The 16,022-nt window shown below is 69.6% G+C and carries 19 protein-coding genes and 1 tRNA gene; 12 read left to right on the top strand and 8 right to left on the bottom strand.

The features are described from left to right. Positions 1–59: 59 nt before the first annotated feature. Genes AUV07_RS17195 through AUV07_RS17180 form a run of 4 tightly spaced genes read right to left on the bottom strand, consistent with a single transcriptional unit; the run spans position 60 to position 4,269 of the window. A complete protein-coding gene (locus AUV07_RS17195) occupies positions 60–1,040 on the bottom strand; it encodes a serine hydrolase domain-containing protein (protein ID WP_062637993.1) in 981 nt (326 codons plus the stop codon). Between the two features lie 16 nt (positions 1,041–1,056). Then, positions 1,057–1,974 carry a carbohydrate ABC transporter permease gene (locus AUV07_RS17190; protein WP_062637991.1) on the bottom strand — a complete coding sequence of 306 codons (918 nt, stop codon included), beginning with the start codon at positions 1,972–1,974 and terminating at the stop codon, positions 1,057–1,059. Continuing rightward, positions 1,974–2,930: a carbohydrate ABC transporter permease gene (locus AUV07_RS17185; RefSeq protein WP_025102684.1), complete on the bottom strand. Its 957-nt coding sequence runs from the start codon at positions 2,928–2,930 to the stop codon at positions 1,974–1,976. The genes AUV07_RS17190 and AUV07_RS17185 overlap by 1 nt, the downstream gene beginning before the upstream one ends. Before the next feature lie 55 nt (positions 2,931–2,985). Further along, the gene (locus AUV07_RS17180; protein ID WP_062637989.1) at positions 2,986–4,269 is read right to left on the bottom strand and encodes an ABC transporter substrate-binding protein; all 1,284 of its coding nucleotides are present in this window, start codon (positions 4,267–4,269) and stop codon (positions 2,986–2,988) included. Positions 4,270–4,406: 137 nt separating this feature from the next. Here AUV07_RS17180 and AUV07_RS17175 point away from each other — a divergent pair, with 137 nt between their 5' ends. From AUV07_RS17175 to AUV07_RS17155, 5 genes are all read left to right on the top strand, one after another. Further along, positions 4,407–5,273: a MurR/RpiR family transcriptional regulator gene (locus AUV07_RS17175; RefSeq protein WP_062637987.1), complete on the top strand. Its 867-nt coding sequence runs from the start codon at positions 4,407–4,409 to the stop codon at positions 5,271–5,273. Positions 5,274–5,275: 2 nt separating this feature from the next. Beyond that, a complete protein-coding gene (locus AUV07_RS17170) occupies positions 5,276–6,451 on the top strand; it encodes an exo-beta-N-acetylmuramidase NamZ family protein (protein WP_062637985.1) in 1,176 nt (391 codons plus the stop codon). Between the two features lie 63 nt (positions 6,452–6,514). Continuing rightward, on the top strand, positions 6,515–7,003 hold the full coding sequence (locus AUV07_RS17165) for a DUF3253 domain-containing protein (protein WP_062637983.1): 489 nt from the start codon (positions 6,515–6,517) through the stop codon (positions 7,001–7,003). A gap of 70 nt (positions 7,004–7,073) precedes the next feature. Then, complete coding sequence (locus AUV07_RS17160; protein WP_062637981.1) at positions 7,074–8,480, top strand: MFS transporter; 1,407 nt, start codon at positions 7,074–7,076, stop codon at positions 8,478–8,480. Between the two features lie 46 nt (positions 8,481–8,526). Beyond that, positions 8,527–9,444, top strand: coding sequence for a cation diffusion facilitator family transporter (locus AUV07_RS17155; protein WP_062637979.1), 918 nt, complete (start codon positions 8,527–8,529; stop codon positions 9,442–9,444). A 6-nt stretch (positions 9,445–9,450) separates the two neighbouring features. Here the strand turns inward: AUV07_RS17155 and AUV07_RS17150 are convergent, their stop codons facing one another. Continuing rightward, a complete protein-coding gene (locus AUV07_RS17150) occupies positions 9,451–10,008 on the bottom strand; it encodes a MarR family winged helix-turn-helix transcriptional regulator (protein ID WP_231868304.1) in 558 nt (185 codons plus the stop codon). A 126-nt stretch (positions 10,009–10,134) separates the two neighbouring features. Here AUV07_RS17150 and AUV07_RS17145 point away from each other — a divergent pair, with 126 nt between their 5' ends. Beyond that, positions 10,135–10,911, top strand: a complete 777-nt coding sequence (locus tag AUV07_RS17145; RefSeq protein WP_062637975.1) for a MarR family winged helix-turn-helix transcriptional regulator — start codon at positions 10,135–10,137, stop codon at positions 10,909–10,911. A gap of 325 nt (positions 10,912–11,236) precedes the next feature. Here AUV07_RS17145 and AUV07_RS17140 read toward each other — a convergent pair whose 3' ends face one another. Beyond that, positions 11,237–11,731 carry a hypothetical protein gene (locus AUV07_RS17140; RefSeq protein ID WP_062637973.1) on the bottom strand — a complete coding sequence of 165 codons (495 nt, stop codon included), beginning with the start codon at positions 11,729–11,731 and terminating at the stop codon, positions 11,237–11,239. A 1-nt stretch (position 11,732) separates the two neighbouring features. Further along, positions 11,733–12,338 carry a dCTP deaminase gene (dcd, locus tag AUV07_RS17135; protein WP_062637971.1) on the bottom strand — a complete coding sequence of 202 codons (606 nt, stop codon included), beginning with the start codon at positions 12,336–12,338 and terminating at the stop codon, positions 11,733–11,735. 86 nt (positions 12,339–12,424) lie between these two features. On the opposite strand from dcd, the gene AUV07_RS17130 reads away from it, so the two are divergent. Next, positions 12,425–12,498 (top strand) — tRNA-Gly (locus AUV07_RS17130). A gap of 16 nt (positions 12,499–12,514) precedes the next feature. Here the strand turns inward: AUV07_RS17130 and AUV07_RS17125 are convergent. Next, on the bottom strand, positions 12,515–13,750 hold the full coding sequence (locus AUV07_RS17125; protein ID WP_082803030.1) for a tyrosine-type recombinase/integrase: 1,236 nt from the start codon (positions 13,748–13,750) through the stop codon (positions 12,515–12,517). 197 nt (positions 13,751–13,947) lie between these two features. Here AUV07_RS17125 and AUV07_RS17120 point away from each other — a divergent pair, with 197 nt between their 5' ends. From AUV07_RS17120 to AUV07_RS17105, 5 genes are all read left to right on the top strand, one after another. After that, positions 13,948–14,169 carry a helix-turn-helix domain-containing protein gene (locus AUV07_RS17120; RefSeq protein ID WP_062637967.1) on the top strand — a complete coding sequence of 74 codons (222 nt, stop codon included), beginning with the start codon at positions 13,948–13,950 and terminating at the stop codon, positions 14,167–14,169. A 68-nt stretch (positions 14,170–14,237) separates the two neighbouring features. Continuing rightward, on the top strand, positions 14,238–14,387 hold the full coding sequence (locus AUV07_RS17700) for a hypothetical protein (protein ID WP_157524137.1): 150 nt from the start codon (positions 14,238–14,240) through the stop codon (positions 14,385–14,387). Further along, positions 14,384–15,208, top strand: a complete 825-nt coding sequence (locus AUV07_RS17115; RefSeq protein ID WP_062637965.1) for a hypothetical protein — start codon at positions 14,384–14,386, stop codon at positions 15,206–15,208. The genes AUV07_RS17700 and AUV07_RS17115 overlap by 4 nt, the downstream gene beginning before the upstream one ends. Continuing rightward, a complete protein-coding gene (locus AUV07_RS17110) occupies positions 15,205–15,471 on the top strand; it encodes a hypothetical protein (RefSeq protein ID WP_062637963.1) in 267 nt (88 codons plus the stop codon). The genes AUV07_RS17115 and AUV07_RS17110 overlap by 4 nt, the downstream gene beginning before the upstream one ends. Continuing rightward, positions 15,468–15,977 carry a hypothetical protein gene (locus tag AUV07_RS17105; RefSeq protein WP_062637961.1) on the top strand — a complete coding sequence of 170 codons (510 nt, stop codon included), beginning with the start codon at positions 15,468–15,470 and terminating at the stop codon, positions 15,975–15,977. The genes AUV07_RS17110 and AUV07_RS17105 overlap by 4 nt, the downstream gene beginning before the upstream one ends. Positions 15,978–16,022 lie beyond the last annotated feature (45 nt).

The following is a 16,022-nucleotide window of genomic DNA, read 5'->3' as shown; positions in this document are numbered from 1 at the left end:
CGCATCGGTGGCGCGCAGGCGGGACCGGGGCGGGGCCGGGACCGGGGCGGATAGGGGGGTCAGGGGGTGAGGGGGGCGAGGAAGGCACGGCGGACGGCGGCGACGTCGGCGTCCTCGCGCGTGGGATGCACGCGGTTGAGGAGCAGCACGCCGTAGGCGCCCGTCTCGGGGACGACCGCGAAGCACGTGCCAGTGAAGCCGGTGTGGCCGACCGCGTCGAGGTCGCCCATCCACGCGGCATCGCGCACGCGCAGGCCGATCGCCTGCCCGTAGCCGGCGTCGGCCTGGATCGACGGGGTCGTCATCCCGCGGAACGACTCCCGTGACAGCACTCGACCCTGCGGCCCCTCGCCCTCGTCGCGGAGGAGACGGGCGAGAGCGGCGACATCCCCCACCGTGCCGAACAGTCCCGCGTGGCCGGCGGGACGGCCGAGCGCATGCGCGAGCTCGTCGTGCACCTCACCGCGCACGTTCCCGCGATGCGGCTGCGTCTCGGTGGCGATCGAAGCGTCCCGCTCCGGAGCCGCGGTGAGCGACGCGGCGCCGATCCCCGCGGCCACCTCCGCCCAGAGCGCCGCGAGCGGCCGCCCGGAGACCCGTTCCAGATAGTCCCCGGCTGCGATGTACCCGACATCGGAGTACAGGTGGCGCACGCCCGGTTCGGCACCGAGCGCCCGGCGACGCACGCGGGCCCGCAACTCCTCCCCGCGCACGCCCTCCCGCCACTCGCGCCCCTCGGCCGGCAGCCCGGAGGCGTGGGTGAGGAGGTGCCGGAGGGTGATGCGCTCCGCCCCGGCACCACTGCCCACCGTGACGACGTGCTCGACGGGCTCATCGAGGTCGATCACCCCCGCGTCGACGAGCCGCAGGGCGGCGATCGCGGTGAAGACCTTCGTCAGCGACGCGAGATCGAACAGGTGCGCGGCGGTGAGCGGAGTGCGATCGCCGTGCGCCGGCGACCCGAGGAGCTGCAGCTCTTCCGCTCCCCCGGCGACCGCGCGCACCGACGCCCACGCCGAGCCCGGTGCTCCGTTCACCATGATCCGCCCGCCGCCGTCACTTGCTCATGCCGGAGGTGAGACCGTTGATGATCTGCTTCGTCGCCAGCAGGAACAGCACCACGAGCGGGATGGTGGCGATCGTGAGTCCGGCGAACAGCTGCGGCCAATCGGTCGAGTACTCCCCGAAGAACCGGGTCAGGCCCACCGGGAGCGTGTACGAGTCGCGGTCGCGCAGCAGGATCAGCGGGTAGAAGAAGTCGTTCCAGACCGGCACGAACCGGAAGACGATCACGGTCGCGAGCGCCGGGCGCACGAGCGGCAGCAGGATCTGCAGGAACGTGCGCATCGGTCCGGCGCCGTCGATGCGCGCGGCCTCCTCCAGCTCGATCGGCAGCGCTCGGAAGAACACGGTCAGCACGAAGGTGGTGAACGGGATGCCGAGGGCGCCGTAGACGAGGATGAGGCTGAAGACGTTGCTCGTCATCTTGAGCGCGTCGAGCAGATAGAACAGCGGCAGGATCGCCAGGTGCACCGGCAGCATGAGGCCCGAGAGGAACACGGCCTCGATCCCGCGGAAGAACTTCGCCCTGGCCCGCGCGAAGGCGTAGGCGGCGAGCACCGATACGACCGTCGTGACGATGACCGACCCGACCGTGACGGTGATCGAGTTGACGAAGTAGGTGTCGAACGAGGCGGTGATCCACGCGTTCTGGAAGCTCGTGGACGTCGGAGGGACGGGGAGTCCGAGCGGCTCGGTGGCGATCTGCTGCTGCGTGCGCAGGGAGTTGTTGACCATGAGCAGCAGTGGACCGATCGCGACCAGCGCGTATCCCCAGAGGAAGACGTTGGCGAGGAGGCGGCCGACGAACGGGGTGTCGTTCGTGCGACGGGAGCGCCGCCGCGGGGCGGAGGGCCGGCCGGAGACGATCGCCTCGGTGGTCGGCTCCTGACGGGTGTCGAGGGCGGTGCTCATCAGAACAGCTTTCGTTCGGCGCGGCGCATCGTCGTCGTGATGACGACGGAGATGACCATAATGAAGATGAACAGGACGGTCGCGAGGGCCGAGGAGACCCCGATGGAGTTCGGATTCCCGGACTCGAACGCGGTGCGGTAGAACAGCAGCATCATCACGTCGGTGGAGCCGGCGGGAGCGCCGTTCGACCCGGCGAGCGCGAACGGGATGGCCATCGCCTCCATGCTGCCGATGAAGGTGAGCACGGTGATGATGCCGATCGTCGGGGTGAGCATGGGGAGGGTGATGTAGCGGAAGCGCTTCGCGGCCGTGGCCCCGTCGAGCGACGCCGCCTCCTCGATCTCCTCGGGGATGCCGCCGAGGGCCGCGCCGTACAGCAGGATCGGGAATCCGATCCACTGCCAGGCGCTGACCAGCACGATGACCCAGATCGCGAGCTGCGGATCGCCGAGCCACGGCAGCGCGAGGCTCTCCAGGCCGACGCCGCGGAGGATCGCGTTCACCGGCCCGAACAGCGGAGACAGCATCAGCGACCACAGGTAGCCGATGACCATCGGGCTCACGAGGTAGGGCAGGGCGAAGATCGTCTGGAAGAAACGCTTGGTGCGCTTGCGGCGATGCAGCAGGGTGGCGATGCCGAGGCCGAGCGAGTTCTGGAAGACCAGGGCGCCGGCGAAGAGCAGCAGGTTGTGGCCGAACGCGTTCCACAGCTCGGAGGCGTAGGGCTCCTTGGTGAGGAGCGTGAGGTAGTTGCCGATACCGGCGAATCCACCCTGCTTGGTGCCCTGCCAGTCGAAGAACGAGTAGCTGAGCGCGGCGAGCATCGGGTAGAGGATCAGCACCGCGAAGAGCACGGCGGCCGGGAGCACGAACAGCGCGGCCGTCGGCGTCGACAGCGCGATGCCGGTGCGGGGGCGCCGGCTCTTCGGCGGGCGCACGGGGAGGGTCAGAGCCATGGGGGGTCCTTCGCTCGTGGTGGGGCGCCGGATGCGGCGCCCCACCACGCTCGGGTCAGGAGGAGGGGGTGAACCAGGTGGAGATGCCCGACTGCAGGTCGGCGCCCAGCTGCTCCGGGGTCTTCTGACCGAGGAACATGGCCTGGATGTCCGGGCCGAGCACGGCGGTGCCGGTCGGGTCGCCGTAGCGGAAGTCGACGAGCAGCAGGTACGGAGCCGGGTTGGCGGTGTACTGCTCGTTCATCTCCTGCATGAGCGGGTCGGAGTACTCCACCCCGGGGAGCGCGGAGAACTGGTCGACCTCGTCGGCGACGAGCTGGCCGAACTCCTTCGTCGTCATCCAGTTGAGCAGTTCGGTGGCCGCCTCCTGGTTCTCGCTGGCCGCGTTGATACCGAAGCTGCCGTCTGCGTAGCCCGGAGTGACCGCGTGGTCGAGCGCGCTGTCGGGGGACGGCGGGACCTCGTAGACACCCCACTCGGTGTCGGGCGCGGAGCTCTGGAACGTGGGCAGGTCGAACGAGCCGCCCGGCCACTGCGCGGCCTGGCCCGAGGTGAACTGCAGGACTGCGTCGGCGACGGCGATCGCGTTGACGTTCTTGTCGAGGTACTTCTGCATGTCCTGGACGATCTGCAGAGAGGACACGTAGGCGGGGTCGGTGAAGTCGACGTCGCCGGCGAGCACCTTCTCCTCGAAGTCCGCACCGCCGTAGTGCGCCGAGCCGACGATGTCGTGGAACATCGGCAGGACCCAGTCCTCGCGGGCGCCGAGCGCCATGGGGGTGACGCCCTCCTTCAGGAGGGTCTCCTGAAGCTCGATGAACTCGTCCCAGTCGGTGGGCTCCTCGAGGCCCATCTCGTCGAACATGGTCTTGTTGTAGAACATCTGCATGGTCTGGTACGCGAAGGGGACGCCGTAGGTCTTGCCGTCGTCCTTGCCCTGGGCCGCGCGCAGGACCGTCGGGTCGAACTGGTCGAGTCCGTCGACGATGTCGTCGATCGGCACGATCTGCTCCGACTGGATCGCCGACTGCACGCCGCCGTAGGCGCGCAGCATCGCGATGTCCGGACCATCGCTGCCCTCAAGGCCGGTGGCGAGGATCTGGTTGTACTCGGTCGGCTGGAAGCCCTCGAACTCGATGGTGACGCCGGGGTGGGACTCCTCGTAGGCGTCGAACACGGCCTCCCACTTCGGGGACGACGACGCCTGCCAGGACCAGACGGTCAGGGTGACATCGTCCTGGCCTTCGCCGCTCGAGGCTGCGGGCGCGCAGCCGGCGACGGCGAGTCCGGCGACCAGGATCCCTCCGGTGAGAGCGAGGCGGACGGGTCGGTTTCGCATGGTGTTCCTCTCGGGTGACGTCTTCGTCGCGGCACGGGGACGATGCCGACACTGCCACTGTGGGCAATCTCTTACAAAAATGCAAGCCTTTCTGAAAATTCCTACCGAGCGCAGACCCGACCTGCCATCATGGGCTCGTGCCGAACAGTGTCGTGACAGCCATCCATCAGCGCCTCTCCGCGCTCACTCCCACGGAACGCCGCATCGCCGAACGCGTGCTCGCCGAGCCGCAGGCGGTCCTCGAGAACTCCATCACCCGGCTCGCCGAGGAGTGCGGGGTGTCGGTCGCCAGCGTCGCGCGCTTCACCCGCAGCCTCGGGTTCCCCGGGTACCCCGACCTGCGGATCGCCCTGGCCGGAGAGCTCACGCGGAGCGCGTCCGAGCGCGAGCGCTTCCAGGTGTCCGCGGGCGATGTGAGCCGCCACGACGACGCCGCGACCACGGTGCGCAAGATCGCCTTCGCGGAGGCCGAGGCGATCGAGCGCACCGCCCGCCAGCTCGACATCGCCGAACTGGAGCGATGCGTCGCCGCGGTCCGCAGCGCGCGCCGCATCGACATCTACGGCGCGGCCTCCAGCGGGCTCGCCGCGCAGGACCTGGAGCAGAAGCTCCATCGCGCCGGTCTCGTCGCCCAGGCGCGGACCGACCACCACCTCGCCCTCACCGGCGCCGCGCTCCTGGACGATCGGGACGCCGCGATCGCCATCTCGCACTCCGGCCGCACCCTCGAGATCGTGCAGGCCGCCGAGGTGGCCGCCGCTGCGGGCGCCACCACCATCGCCATCACCAACAACCCGCGCTCGCCGCTCGCCCGCGCATGCGCGCACACCCTCGTCACGGCGGTGTCGGAGTCGACCTTCCGCTCCGGCGCGATGGCCAGCCGCATCGCCCAGCTCGCCGTCCTCGACTTCCTCTACACGCGCATCGCTCAGGCCGACTACGACCGGATCTCCGCGAACCTCCAGCGCACGCACGACGCCGTCACCGCTCACAGAATCGATTGATCATGCAGCTCGGAATCGACCGCCTCCTCCACGACGACCTGACGCAGCCGCAGCGGGACCGCCTCCGCGGCGCCCGCATCGGGATGGTCACGAACGACCTCGCCCTCACCTCGACCCTCGCCCGTGGACGCGCAGGCCTCGCCGACGCCGGCTTCCCGCTCACGCTCCTCTTCGGCCCCGAGCATGGCCTCGACGGCCGAGCCCGGGAGGGGGAGCTGATCGGGGATCTGCGCGACACGGTGACCGGGCTCCCGGTGCGCAGTCTCTACGGCGAGAACGTGCGGCCCGCGACCGCCGACCTCGCCGACCTCGACGTCGTGCTCGTCGACCTTCCCGACGTGGGTGCGCGTTTCTACACCTACATCTGGACGATGAGCCATGTGCTCGAGGCGTGCGCCGACGCCGGCGTCGCCGTGATGGTGCTCGACCGCCCGAATCCGCTCGGCGGACGCCTGGAGCAGGCCGAGGGCCCCATGCTCGACGAGGCGGCGAACTCGCTCGTCGGGCGGTGGGCGATGCCGATCCGCCACGGCTTGACGATCGGCGAGCTCGCGCGGCACTGGGTGCGTACGCGCCGGATCGACGTGGAGCTGCACGTCGTCGAGGTGCACGGATGGACGCGCGATCAGACCGTCCTCGGCCGGCAGGAGCTGACCTGGATGCCGCCCTCGCCGAACCTGCCCAGCGCCGCGACCGCCCTCCTGTACCCCGGCACGTGTCTGGCCGAGGGCGTGAACGTCTCCGAGGGTCGCAGCACGGCCGTGCCCTTCCGCGTCGTCGGCGCCCCGTTCATCGACGCCGAGGAGTACACGACCGCGTTCGTCGAGTTCGCCCTTCCCGGTGTCACCGCCTCCCCCTACGGCTTCACCCCTCTGGTGCGGGATCACGCCGGCGAGGCCTGCCAGGGGCTCCTCCTGCATGTGACCGACCCGGTCGCCTTCCGGCCGGTGCACACCGGCGTCCGCCTGCTGTCGCTGCTCGCCACCCTCTACCCCGAGGCCCTGGCCGAGCGGGCGCTGGTGCCGATGCCCGGGGAGTCCGACTGGTCCCCTCTGGAGAAGCTGTTCGGGGTCGAGGGCGCCTTCCGCCGGATCACGGCGGGCGCGTGGGACGAGCCGGAGTCGCTCGCGGTGCCGGACTGGCCGGGGCTCGTCGACGCCGACCTCCTCTACCACTGACCGGCGGCCGCGCGGACGTCAAGGGGATGGCGCGGCGCGCGGCCGCCGCACAGGATGGCCGGTATGACGGACGACGGCCCCGCGCAGACCGCGGACGGACACCACATCGTCGTGAACGGCCGGCGGTGGCGCGCCACCGATCCGTCGATCCCCGAGAACCTGCGGCAGGAGCTCGTCGACGAGCTCATGGCCGCACGGCGCGCGGTCAAGGCGGCGGAGCCCGACGCCCGCCGTCGCGTGCAGGATGCGAAGACCGCCCTCGGCGAGCGGGGTGCCCCGTGGTGGGAGGCACCCTCCGCGGCGCAGGCCGAGGAGCGGATCGCCGCGACGATGCGCGCCCTCACCCGGAAACGCGCGGACTCGTCGATCTGCCCGAGCGACGTCGCCCGCGCGGTCGGCGGCGAGGAGTGGCGCGGCCGGATGTCCGACGTGCGCCGCGTCGCCGCGGATCTCGCCTCCCGCGACGTCGTGGTCGTCACACAGAAAGGCGAGCCGGTCCAGATCACCGACGCCCGGGGCCCCGTCCGGATCCGCCGCGGCCCCGCCCTCTGAACGCCCCGGGCGCCCGACGCCGACGGCGCGCCGTCACCGGGCGTTCACCGTCCGCGGCCAGACTTCGACCATGACCTCACCCGATCCCGCGGCGGGCACCCCCGAGCCCGTGGCGACAGCGAACAGCGGCGCCGTGGCCGTCGTCGGCCTCGATCTGCGCGGAGACACCCCCGCGCCTCGGAAGCAGGTGTACTCCTGGGCGCTGTGGGATTGGGCGACCCAGCCGTTCAACACCGTCATCCTCACGTTCGTCTTCACCGCGCTGTACCTCGTCAGCGCCTCGTTCCTGCCGCCGGAGGTCGCCGCCCTCGACCCGAGCGACCCGGTCCGCGTCGCCGCGGAGGCCGACCTCGCCTCCGGTCTCGGACTGGGGTCGACGATCGCCGCCCTGGGCATCCTCCTGCTCGCTCCCGTCCTCGGCCAGCGCGCCGACGCGGCCGGACGACAGAAGCTCTGGCTGGGCATCGGCACCGGCGCTCTCATCCTGTGCATGCTGGGACTGTGGTTCGTGGAGCCGCAGCCGGCCCTCTTCTGGCTCGGCGTCGCGCTGATCTCCGCCGGTTCCGTGTTCGGCGAGATCGCCGCGGTGAACTCCAACGCCATGCTCATCGGCATCGCGAACCCGAAGAACATCGGCCGCATCTCCGGCCTGGGCTGGGGCTTCGGCTACCTCGGCGGCATCATCGCCCTCGTCATCGTCGTCCTGCTCGACACCTTCGACTGGTTCGGGATGTCCACCGACAACGGCCTCGCGTACCGGCTGATCGCCGTGGGGTGCGCGGTCTGGGCGATCGTCTTCAGCATCCCGATCTTCCTCAACGTGCCGGAGCCGTCGCTCGGGCGGCCCGAGCGCAAGGTGGGGTTCTTCCGCTCCTACGTCCTCCTCGTGCAGGACGTGATCGGTCTCTACCGCGACCCGCAGACCCGGTCGACGTTCTGGTACCTGCTCGCCAGCGCCGTGTTCCGCGACGGCCTCGGCGGGGTCTTCGCGTTCGGCGCCATCATCGGGACCGCGGTGTTCCGGTTCGGCACCCAGGACATCATCGTCTTCGGCATCGCCGCGAACCTCGTCGCCGGCGTCTCGACCATCATCGCCGGACGCCTCGACGACCGCCTCGGCCCCAAGCGGATCATCCTCGGATCGATCGGATCGATGATCGTCGCCGGCCTCGCCGTGTTCCTGCTCCGCGACGCCGGGTCCCTCGTGTTCTGGATCGGCGGCCTCGTGCTCTGCGCCTTCGTCGGCCCGGCCCAGGCGGCGGCGCGCTCCTTCCTCGCCCGCGTCACCCCGGCCGGCCGGGAGGGCGAGATCTTCGGTCTCTACGCCACGACGGGCAGGGCCGCGAGCTGGATGGCCTCCGCCGCCTGGACCGTGCTGATCGTCGCGACGAGCCAGACCGCCTACGGGATCCTCGGCATCGTCATCGTGCTCATCATCGGGTTCCTCCTCCTGCTCCCGGTGAAGGCGCCGCGCTGAGCCCGCTCAGGGCGCCGGACGAGTCGGGCGGGAGTAGCCTGACCCGGTGACCGTCGTCCTCGCCTTCCTCGCCAACATCCTCGTCGCGATCGCGAAGACGGTCGCCGCCGTCATCACCTCGTCCGCGTCGATGGTGGCCGAGGCCGCGCACTCCTGGGCGGACGCGGGGAACGAGGTCTTCCTGCTCATCGCCGACCGGCGCGGCGCGAAAACCAAGGACGCCCGGCATCCGCTCGGCTACGGCCGCAACGCGTTCGTCTGGTCCCTCATCGCGGCGTTCGGCATCTTCACCGCCGGCTCGATCGTCTCGATCATGCACGGCATCCAGGAGCTGTCCGACACCGGCCCCGTGGAGAGCCCGGTCGTGGCGTACATCGTGCTGGGCATCGCCTTCGTCCTGGAGGGGGCGTCGTTCACCCAGGCGATGGTTCGCTCCCGTCGGCTGGCCCAGGAGCGCGGATCCTCCACGTGGGACTTCGTGCTGGAGACGAGCGACACCACGCTCCGGGCGGTGTTCTTCGAGGACTCCGCCGCCCTCATCGGCCTCGTACTGGCGGGCGGATCGATCCTCCTGCATCAGCTCACCGGTGTCGCCGCGTGGGATGCGATCGGGTCGATCCTCGTCGGGATCCTGCTGGGCGTCGTCGCCGTGATCCTGATCGGACGGAACATCGCGTTCCTCGTCGGCACGTCGGTGTCCCCCGCACTGCGCTCGCGGGTGGGCACGGCCCTCCTCGGCATGGACGACATCGAGCGGGTCACCTACCTGCACATCGAGTACGTGGGGCCGAACCGGCTGTTCCTCGTCGCCGAGGTCGACCTCGCGGGCGATGCGCGCGAGCACGACGTGGCCCGGCGGCTGCGGGAGGTAGAGCGGCGGATCGAGGCGCACGACGCGGTGGAGACCGTCGTGCTGTCCCTCTCGGTGGACGACGAGCCGTCGCTGGACTTCGCCCGCGCGTGAGTCCGGTCAGGCGCGCCAGTTGTCGGCGAGCTTGGTGAGCAGCCGCGCGAGCTCGGTCCGCTCCGCATCGGTGAACGACTCGAGTGCGCGGCCGAGCAGTTCGCGGCGTTCGCCCCGCATTCCGCGAGCCAGTCGGCGCCCCTCGTCGGTCAGCGCGATGCGGGTGCGGCGGGCGTCGTCCGGATCGGCCTCGCGGCGCACGAACCCGGCCTGCACGCCCTGCTGCACGAGCCGGGACGCCCGCGGCTGATCCACGCCGATCGCCTGCCCGAGCGCACTCACGCTGAGGGGTTCCGGCGCGGCGGCGAGGGCTTCGAGCATGCGGAGACGGGCCGGTCCGCCGAGGCGGCCGCCGTCGGCCATCCACGGCGGCATCCCGGGGTGACCGCGGTGATGGGCGAAGTGCTCGCGCGGGTCACCGTGGGGCCCATGCCCGTGTGCGCCGCGTGGCCCGCCGTGCTCGCGACCGCCGGGCCCTGGTCGACGTCCGCGCAGCCGGGAGAGCGCCTGCGCGATCGCTTCGGCGGCATCGGGGGATGCGGGGTCGATCGGATCGGTGGCCATGCCCCGATTTTACATGCAGCTTGACATGCGTTTACTTTCCATGTCACACTGCATGTACATGCACAGTGACATTGATATGTCGGATGACATCCGTCATCGGTGCACCACAGACCACGAAGGATCACCATGAACACCACTGCAGACAGCACTTCTGACAACACCTCCCGCCCGTTCGGTTTCTGGCTCAAGGCCGTCGACCGCCTGATGGCACAGGACTTCGCCACCGCCTTCGCCGCCGAGGGCGCGACCCGCCGCGATTGGCGGCTGCTGAACGTCGTCGACGGCTCGGTACCCGCGCGCCGCCCGCTGAACCCGCACAAGCTGCACGATCTCGTCGACCACGGCTGGGTCGAGGCGGACGGCGACGGATGGGCGCTGACCGACGAGGGCCGCGCGGCGAAGGAGCGTCTCGGCGCCGCCGTCGACGGCATCCGCGCGAAGGTCGCCGACGCGGTCTCCGACGAGGAGATGGCGACGACCCTCGCGGCGCTCGAGAAGATCGCCCGCGCCTTCGGCTGGGACGAGGAGACCCCTCTCCCTCGGAAGCGGCGCCCCGGGTTCGGCTTCGGCCCTCGCGGCGGCTTCGGTCGTCGGCACGGCTTCGGGCACGGGCACGGCTTCGGTCCCGGGCACGGCTTCGGCCACAGGGAAAGCTTCGACCGCGGGGACTTCGGGCCCCGGCACGGCTTCGGCCCCGGGGAGGGCTTCGAGCCCCGGCACGGCTTCGACCGTCACGACGGCGAGGAGGACGGCGGGTACCGCGGACGCGGTCACCACGACGGTCACGCACACCGCGGCCACGGTCACGCGCACCGCGACCACGGCCATCGGGCGCAGCGGATGGCGGAGCGCGCATTCGAGCGCGGCTTCGACGCCGGATTCCGCCACGGCCACGCCGCCTGACCTCACCTCCCCGAAGCGCCCCAGCGGAACCCCGGCTGGGGCGCTTCTGCGCGCCGGGACACATCTCCGGGATCACTTCCGCACCTCCCGAGCGCACTCGAGGCACGTCTTCGATCCCTCACCCGAGGCACCGCCCGTCGGACACTCGAGACGGGATCAGAAACGGCCTTCCAGAGCGCTCCCCCGGCACGCTTTCGATCCCGCGCTCTGCGCCGTCGGAGGGAAGGTTCAACCCTCTGGCGGGATCAGAAAAGGCCCTCCGCGGCGAAATCGCGGCACGTTATCCGTCCTGCACCGGCCGACCCGTCCGCCGCCCTTCCGAGCCCTACACCCGGGTCGGCAGGAAGCCCGCGCCCGGGTCGGCGGCCGCGAACGGCAGCCCGACAGTGGTGATCAGCACGACGAGCGTCACCACAGCCGCCGCGAGCAGGAGGAAGAGCACGACGAAGACGACGACCGCGAGCATCCGGTAGCTGCCGGTGTCGGCGGCCTCCGGGGCGATGGACCGCTGCGCCCAGTCGTCCGCAGCCGCGGCGGGCTGCTCGCCCTGGAGGATCGCGGGCGTCGGACGGGATCGCTCCGAACGACGGGTCGGTGCCGGAAGCGCATCGCCTGCGGCGTCCGGTGCCGTCAACAGCCCCTCCGGAATCGGCGTCTCCGGCGGCGGAGGCGGGATCACGGCGTCGGCCGGCGGGATCACCGCGTCGGCCGGCGGGATCACCGCGTCGGCGGGAGCGATCTCCGGCCCCGACTCATCCGGCGGCGCCGCCCCCTCGGGCACCGCGGACTCGTCGGAACCCGTCCCGCTCGCGTCGCTCATGTCAGCCTCCGACGGCTCCGATGTCAGTCACTCCCACGTCGGTGCGGTGGAAGTTCTGGAACGACCGGGACGCCGTCGGACCCCGCTGACCCTGGTAGCGGTTGCCGTAGGCACCGGAGCCGTACGGGTTCTCCGCCGGCGAGGTGAGCCGGAAGAAGCACAGCTGGCCGATCTTCATGCCGGGCCACAGCTTGATCGGCAGCGTCGCCACGTTCGCGAGCTCCAGCGTCACATGCCCGGAGAAGCCCGGGTCGATGAAGCCGGCGGTCGAGTGGGTGATGAGCCCGAGGCGACCGAGCGACGACTTCCCCTCCAGCCGCGCGGCGATGTCGTCCGGCAGGGTGACCTGCTCGAACGTGGCCCCCAGCGCGAACTCGCCGGGGTGGAGGATGAAGGGCTCGTCCGGATCGACCTCGATCAGCCGCGTCAGCTCGGGCTGGTCGACCGAGGGATCGATGAACGGGTACTTGTGATTGTCGAAGAGGCGGAAGTAGCGGTCCAGTCGCACGTCGATGCTCGACGGCTGGATCATCTCCGGCGCATGCGGTTCCAGGCCGACGCGGCCGGAGGCGAGTTCTGCTCTGATGTCGCGATCGCTGAGAAGCACGGCACAAGCCTAGTCATGAGCGACCCGCGCTTTGGCCATCCGGCCCGCGACAGGTAGGCTTGCTCCACCTGCTCTCGGGCGGGTGCGGGGCTGTAGTTCAATGGTAGAACTTCTGCTTCCCAAGCAGACAGCGCGGGTTCGATTCCCGTCAGCCCCTCCACGTAGTTTCCCCCAGGTCAGACCGCGTTTTCGCCTGCCGTCAAGCCCATGCGAGTGACCGAATCCAGGCCTTTTCGTGCCATCCCCGTGCCAGTAGCGCCCTCAGAGCGCGGCTCCAGGGCCGCTCCTGCGAGCACATCGATCGCCGCCGCGAGGACGCCGTTCCTCTCCTCAGCCACATGCTGATAGATCAGCGAGGCACGCTCGGTCCGGTGTCCGGCTCGGGCCATGAGTTCTCGCGTCGTAGCGCCCGCCTGAGCCGCCAACGTGAGGCCCGCATGCTTCGTGTCGTAGGGCCGGTACTGAGCCAACCCAAGCGCCCGCGCTGACTTCCGCCACGCATGACCGAGCGCGTTCGTCGTGATCGGCTGGCCGTCTTCGCGCGAAAACAGGGGAGACCGAGGGAACCCGGTCGTCCTGGTGAGATAGGCCTCGATCTCCGCCGCGATGCTGGGCGGGAGAACCACCGTCCTAGTGTCCTCCGTCTTCGTCGGAGTCGTGAGGATCTCGCCGCGCACTCGCTGGATCTGCCGCTCGACACGGAGCGCGCCGTTCGCATAGTCCCGCCGCTGGAGTCCGACCAACTCGCCCGGGCGCAGGTGGGCCCCGAACATGGCACGGATCGGAAGGTGCCACTTCTCGGGCATCCCACCGACGATCGCCCCAAGCGCAGCGGGAGGCATGAACGGGCGCTCCGGGTCGCTCACACTCCCCGCTCCGGAGATCTGACATGGGTTCTCGCTGATGAGCCGGTCCCTGACTGCGGCGTTTAGGACCGTCCGGAGCAGGCTGTACGCCTGACGGAGCCGTGCCCTCCCGGTGGCTCCGGGCCGATTCTTGACCGCCTTTGTGAGAGCCTTGCCGGTGCGGCTGTACCAGGTGCGCACTTCGTCGGGGCTGATCGCGCTGAGGGCTCGATCATGGAATCCGGCGAGCGGTCCGTCGAGGAGGTCCTCGTAGAGGGCTGTGGTCTTGGGTGCGAGGCGTCCTCGGGTGCCGCCGTTGCCGACCCACTTCCTCGCGTATGGGCCGAAGGCCTGTAGGCCGTCGCGATGGTCTCGGTAGGTGCCTCGGGTTCGGTCGGCGCGGACTCCGGCGAGGTGGTCGAGGGCCTCCCGCTTCGTGCCGAAGGTGTGGGGCCCGGTCATGGGCTTCCCTGCTGGGTCGAGGTAGCGGGCTTGCCAGCGTCCGGAGGGGAGTTTTCGGACCGATCCGAAGTCGATTCTGGAATTTTTTCTGCCGGTCGTAGTCATGGGATCCGCCTTCCGTTCTCAACGCCTGGTTTCTGCGCCTGATCTGATCTTTCCTGCGTTCGCTCCAGATCTCACCGTGGGCTCTACTTAGTTCTCATGATGGGAAATAAGTTGTCTGATCTGGGGTTTTCTTGTCGCTGGGACAGCCTAATCTGGTCCCAGGACACCGATCCGCACCGAACGAACGGAAGCCAGAAATGACCGCCAGAACCGCCGCCACTTCGCCGCAGACCCTGACAATCGAGGACCTCCACGGACGCGCAACGTGCACCGTCCCCGAGGCCGCGCAGATCCTCGGAATCGGCACCTGGAGCGCCTACGAAGCGATCAAGCGCGACGAGATCCCAGTCCTCCGCATCGGCAAGCGGATCCTCGTGCCCGTCGCACGCCTCCGCGCCCTCCTTGGCGCAGACGCCTGACCACAGATCCTCCACGCATCTGACCGCCCCGAATCGGTCGAGATTGAGAGCAACCAGGGGTGCCAACGATGACAGAGCAGACACGCCTCTACAAGCGGTTCGAGCGGGCCCGCCAGCAGATCGCTGAGGCTCGAGCAGAAGCCCGCCGCCGCGAGCACGAACGCCGGGTCAACCCGCCGCTGTTCGACCTTCACGAGATCGAGGAGGACGACCGATGAGCAGGCACACATCCCGGATCCCTCACTGGCTCCAGGAGCACGGTTCCGCGCTGGGCCTCCAGAGCGCCGATCTTGCGGTCTACGCCGCGCTCCTCCACGAGTGCGACTGGCGGAGCGGAATCACCCGCCGCGTCAGCATGGCAACGATCGCCCGACTCGCGCTGATGAAGTCCGCGACGACCGCCGATGCATCGATCAAGCGACTGGTCGGCGCGGGGGCGGTGATGATCCACGAGCGTGGGGTCAACCGCCCTCACCTGTACCGCCTCGGCATGATCCCGGAGGCCCTCAGTTCACAGAATCTGGTGACCAGCAATCGGGGACCGAAGGATCTCAGTCCCCAGAATCTGGTAGGCAGTCCCCAGAATCTGGTGCCTCAGTCCCCAGAATCTGGTGACGATCTAGAAGAGAACTCTTTCAAGAACCCCGGGGCTCCGCCCCGGGCTGATGACGGGCCAGGATCATCGACCCCCGGGATCTGTCCCACCGACGAGTTCGAGGCCTGGTACGCCGCATACCCCGTCGATCGGAACAAGACCGCCGCTCGCAGGGAATGGGATAAGACACGGGCTGAGCATCCGGCAGATCTCCTCGCCCGCACAAAGCAGTTCGCGCGCTCCGTCCAGGGCAAGGACCTCCAGTTCGTGAAGCACCCTGCGACCTGGCTCCGAGATCGGATGTGGGAGAACGTCATGCTCCCCACGATCTCCCCGGATCAGCGAGCCCGCGAGGTCTGGGAACGCCACGGACGACCCGAGGAGGGCAGCCCCGGCTGGGATGCCTTCGTAGCCGAACGCGACGACGAACGGAGAGCATCATGACCATCCCCCGCCGCACCGACAGCACCTATCAGCCCGTCCGCGAAGCAAGCCGCGAACTCCAGCGGGTCACCCCCGCATTCAAGCGAGCGATGGACGCCTCCCCCGGCTGGGTCAAGGACGCAATCAGGGACTACTGCTCAGCGATCCGAGCAGAGGCGGCGGCATACCGCGTCGAGGCCCGGACGCACCGACTCCGCCTGGAGGAGATCACCCGCACCACCACGACACCCATGGACCAGGACACACAGGAGGATCAGGCATGACCAGCACCAAGGGCAAGACCCGCACCCAGATCCGCGCGGAGGCTCGGACCCGAGAGGCGAAGGCTCTCGATCTCCGCCTCCTCGGCTACTCGTATGACCGCATCGCCCGAGAACTCGGCTGGACTCATCGGAGCGCGGCACGGAAGGCAGTGGAACGCGCACTCAAAGCGATCCCCCGCGAGGCGGCACTCCAGTTGCGGGACATCGAACTGGAGCGGCTGGATTTCGCTCAGCGGTCGATCGCTAAGCAACTCCTCGCCGGGAACCTCGGCGCGATCGATCGGCTGATCCGGATCATGGACCACCGCGCGAAGTTGCTGGGCCTTTATGAACCTCAGCCCGATACCGGCATGGCTGAGGTCGCGGCGGTCCTCGGCGCATGGCTCGGCAAGGTCCGCGAGGAGGACGAAGCCCTGGGCGGCGATCTGCCGGATCAGGAGCCCGAGGTCCTCCCCGGACCCCTGGACCACGAGAACTCGCGGCAGACGAGCGCAGGAGGCGTCTGACAGATATCTACCAGGGCGAGACGCCCATCACTCGACCAGATCCGT

The organism is Microbacterium sp. CH1 (assembly GCF_001595495.1).
In the GTDB taxonomy this organism is placed as follows: domain Bacteria; phylum Actinomycetota; class Actinomycetes; order Actinomycetales; family Microbacteriaceae; genus Microbacterium.
This window is presented reverse-complemented; position numbering and strand designations above follow the sequence as displayed.

Coding starts and splice junctions, on each gene's coding strand:
- AUV07_RS17185 (WP_025102684.1), bottom strand. CDS start 2,930: ATGGCTCTGACCCTCCCCGTGCGCCCGCCGAAGAGCCGGCGCCCCCGC.
- AUV07_RS17140 (WP_062637973.1), bottom strand. CDS start 11,731: ATGAGCGACGCGAGCGGGACGGGTTCCGACGAGTCCGCGGTGCCCGAG.
- AUV07_RS17115 (WP_062637965.1), top strand. CDS start 14,384: ATGAGCAGGCACACATCCCGGATCCCTCACTGGCTCCAGGAGCACGGT.
- AUV07_RS17700 (WP_157524137.1), top strand. CDS start 14,238: ATGACAGAGCAGACACGCCTCTACAAGCGGTTCGAGCGGGCCCGCCAG.
- AUV07_RS17190 (WP_062637991.1), bottom strand. CDS start 1,974: ATGAGCACCGCCCTCGACACCCGTCAGGAGCCGACCACCGAGGCGATC.
- AUV07_RS17125 (WP_082803030.1), bottom strand. CDS start 13,750: ATGACTACGACCGGCAGAAAAAATTCCAGAATCGACTTCGGATCGGTC.
- AUV07_RS17165 (WP_062637983.1), top strand. CDS start 6,515: ATGACGGACGACGGCCCCGCGCAGACCGCGGACGGACACCACATCGTC.
- AUV07_RS17120 (WP_062637967.1), top strand. CDS start 13,948: ATGACCGCCAGAACCGCCGCCACTTCGCCGCAGACCCTGACAATCGAG.
- AUV07_RS17170 (WP_062637985.1), top strand. CDS start 5,276: ATGCAGCTCGGAATCGACCGCCTCCTCCACGACGACCTGACGCAGCCG.
- AUV07_RS17160 (WP_062637981.1), top strand. CDS start 7,074: ATGACCTCACCCGATCCCGCGGCGGGCACCCCCGAGCCCGTGGCGACA.
- AUV07_RS17110 (WP_062637963.1), top strand. CDS start 15,205: ATGACCATCCCCCGCCGCACCGACAGCACCTATCAGCCCGTCCGCGAA.
- AUV07_RS17180 (WP_062637989.1), bottom strand. CDS start 4,269: ATGCGAAACCGACCCGTCCGCCTCGCTCTCACCGGAGGGATCCTGGTC.
- AUV07_RS17195 (WP_062637993.1), bottom strand. CDS start 1,040: ATGGTGAACGGAGCACCGGGCTCGGCGTGGGCGTCGGTGCGCGCGGTC.
- AUV07_RS17105 (WP_062637961.1), top strand. CDS start 15,468: ATGACCAGCACCAAGGGCAAGACCCGCACCCAGATCCGCGCGGAGGCT.
- AUV07_RS17150 (WP_231868304.1), bottom strand. CDS start 10,008: ATGGCCACCGATCCGATCGACCCCGCATCCCCCGATGCCGCCGAAGCG.
- AUV07_RS17145 (WP_062637975.1), top strand. CDS start 10,135: ATGAACACCACTGCAGACAGCACTTCTGACAACACCTCCCGCCCGTTC.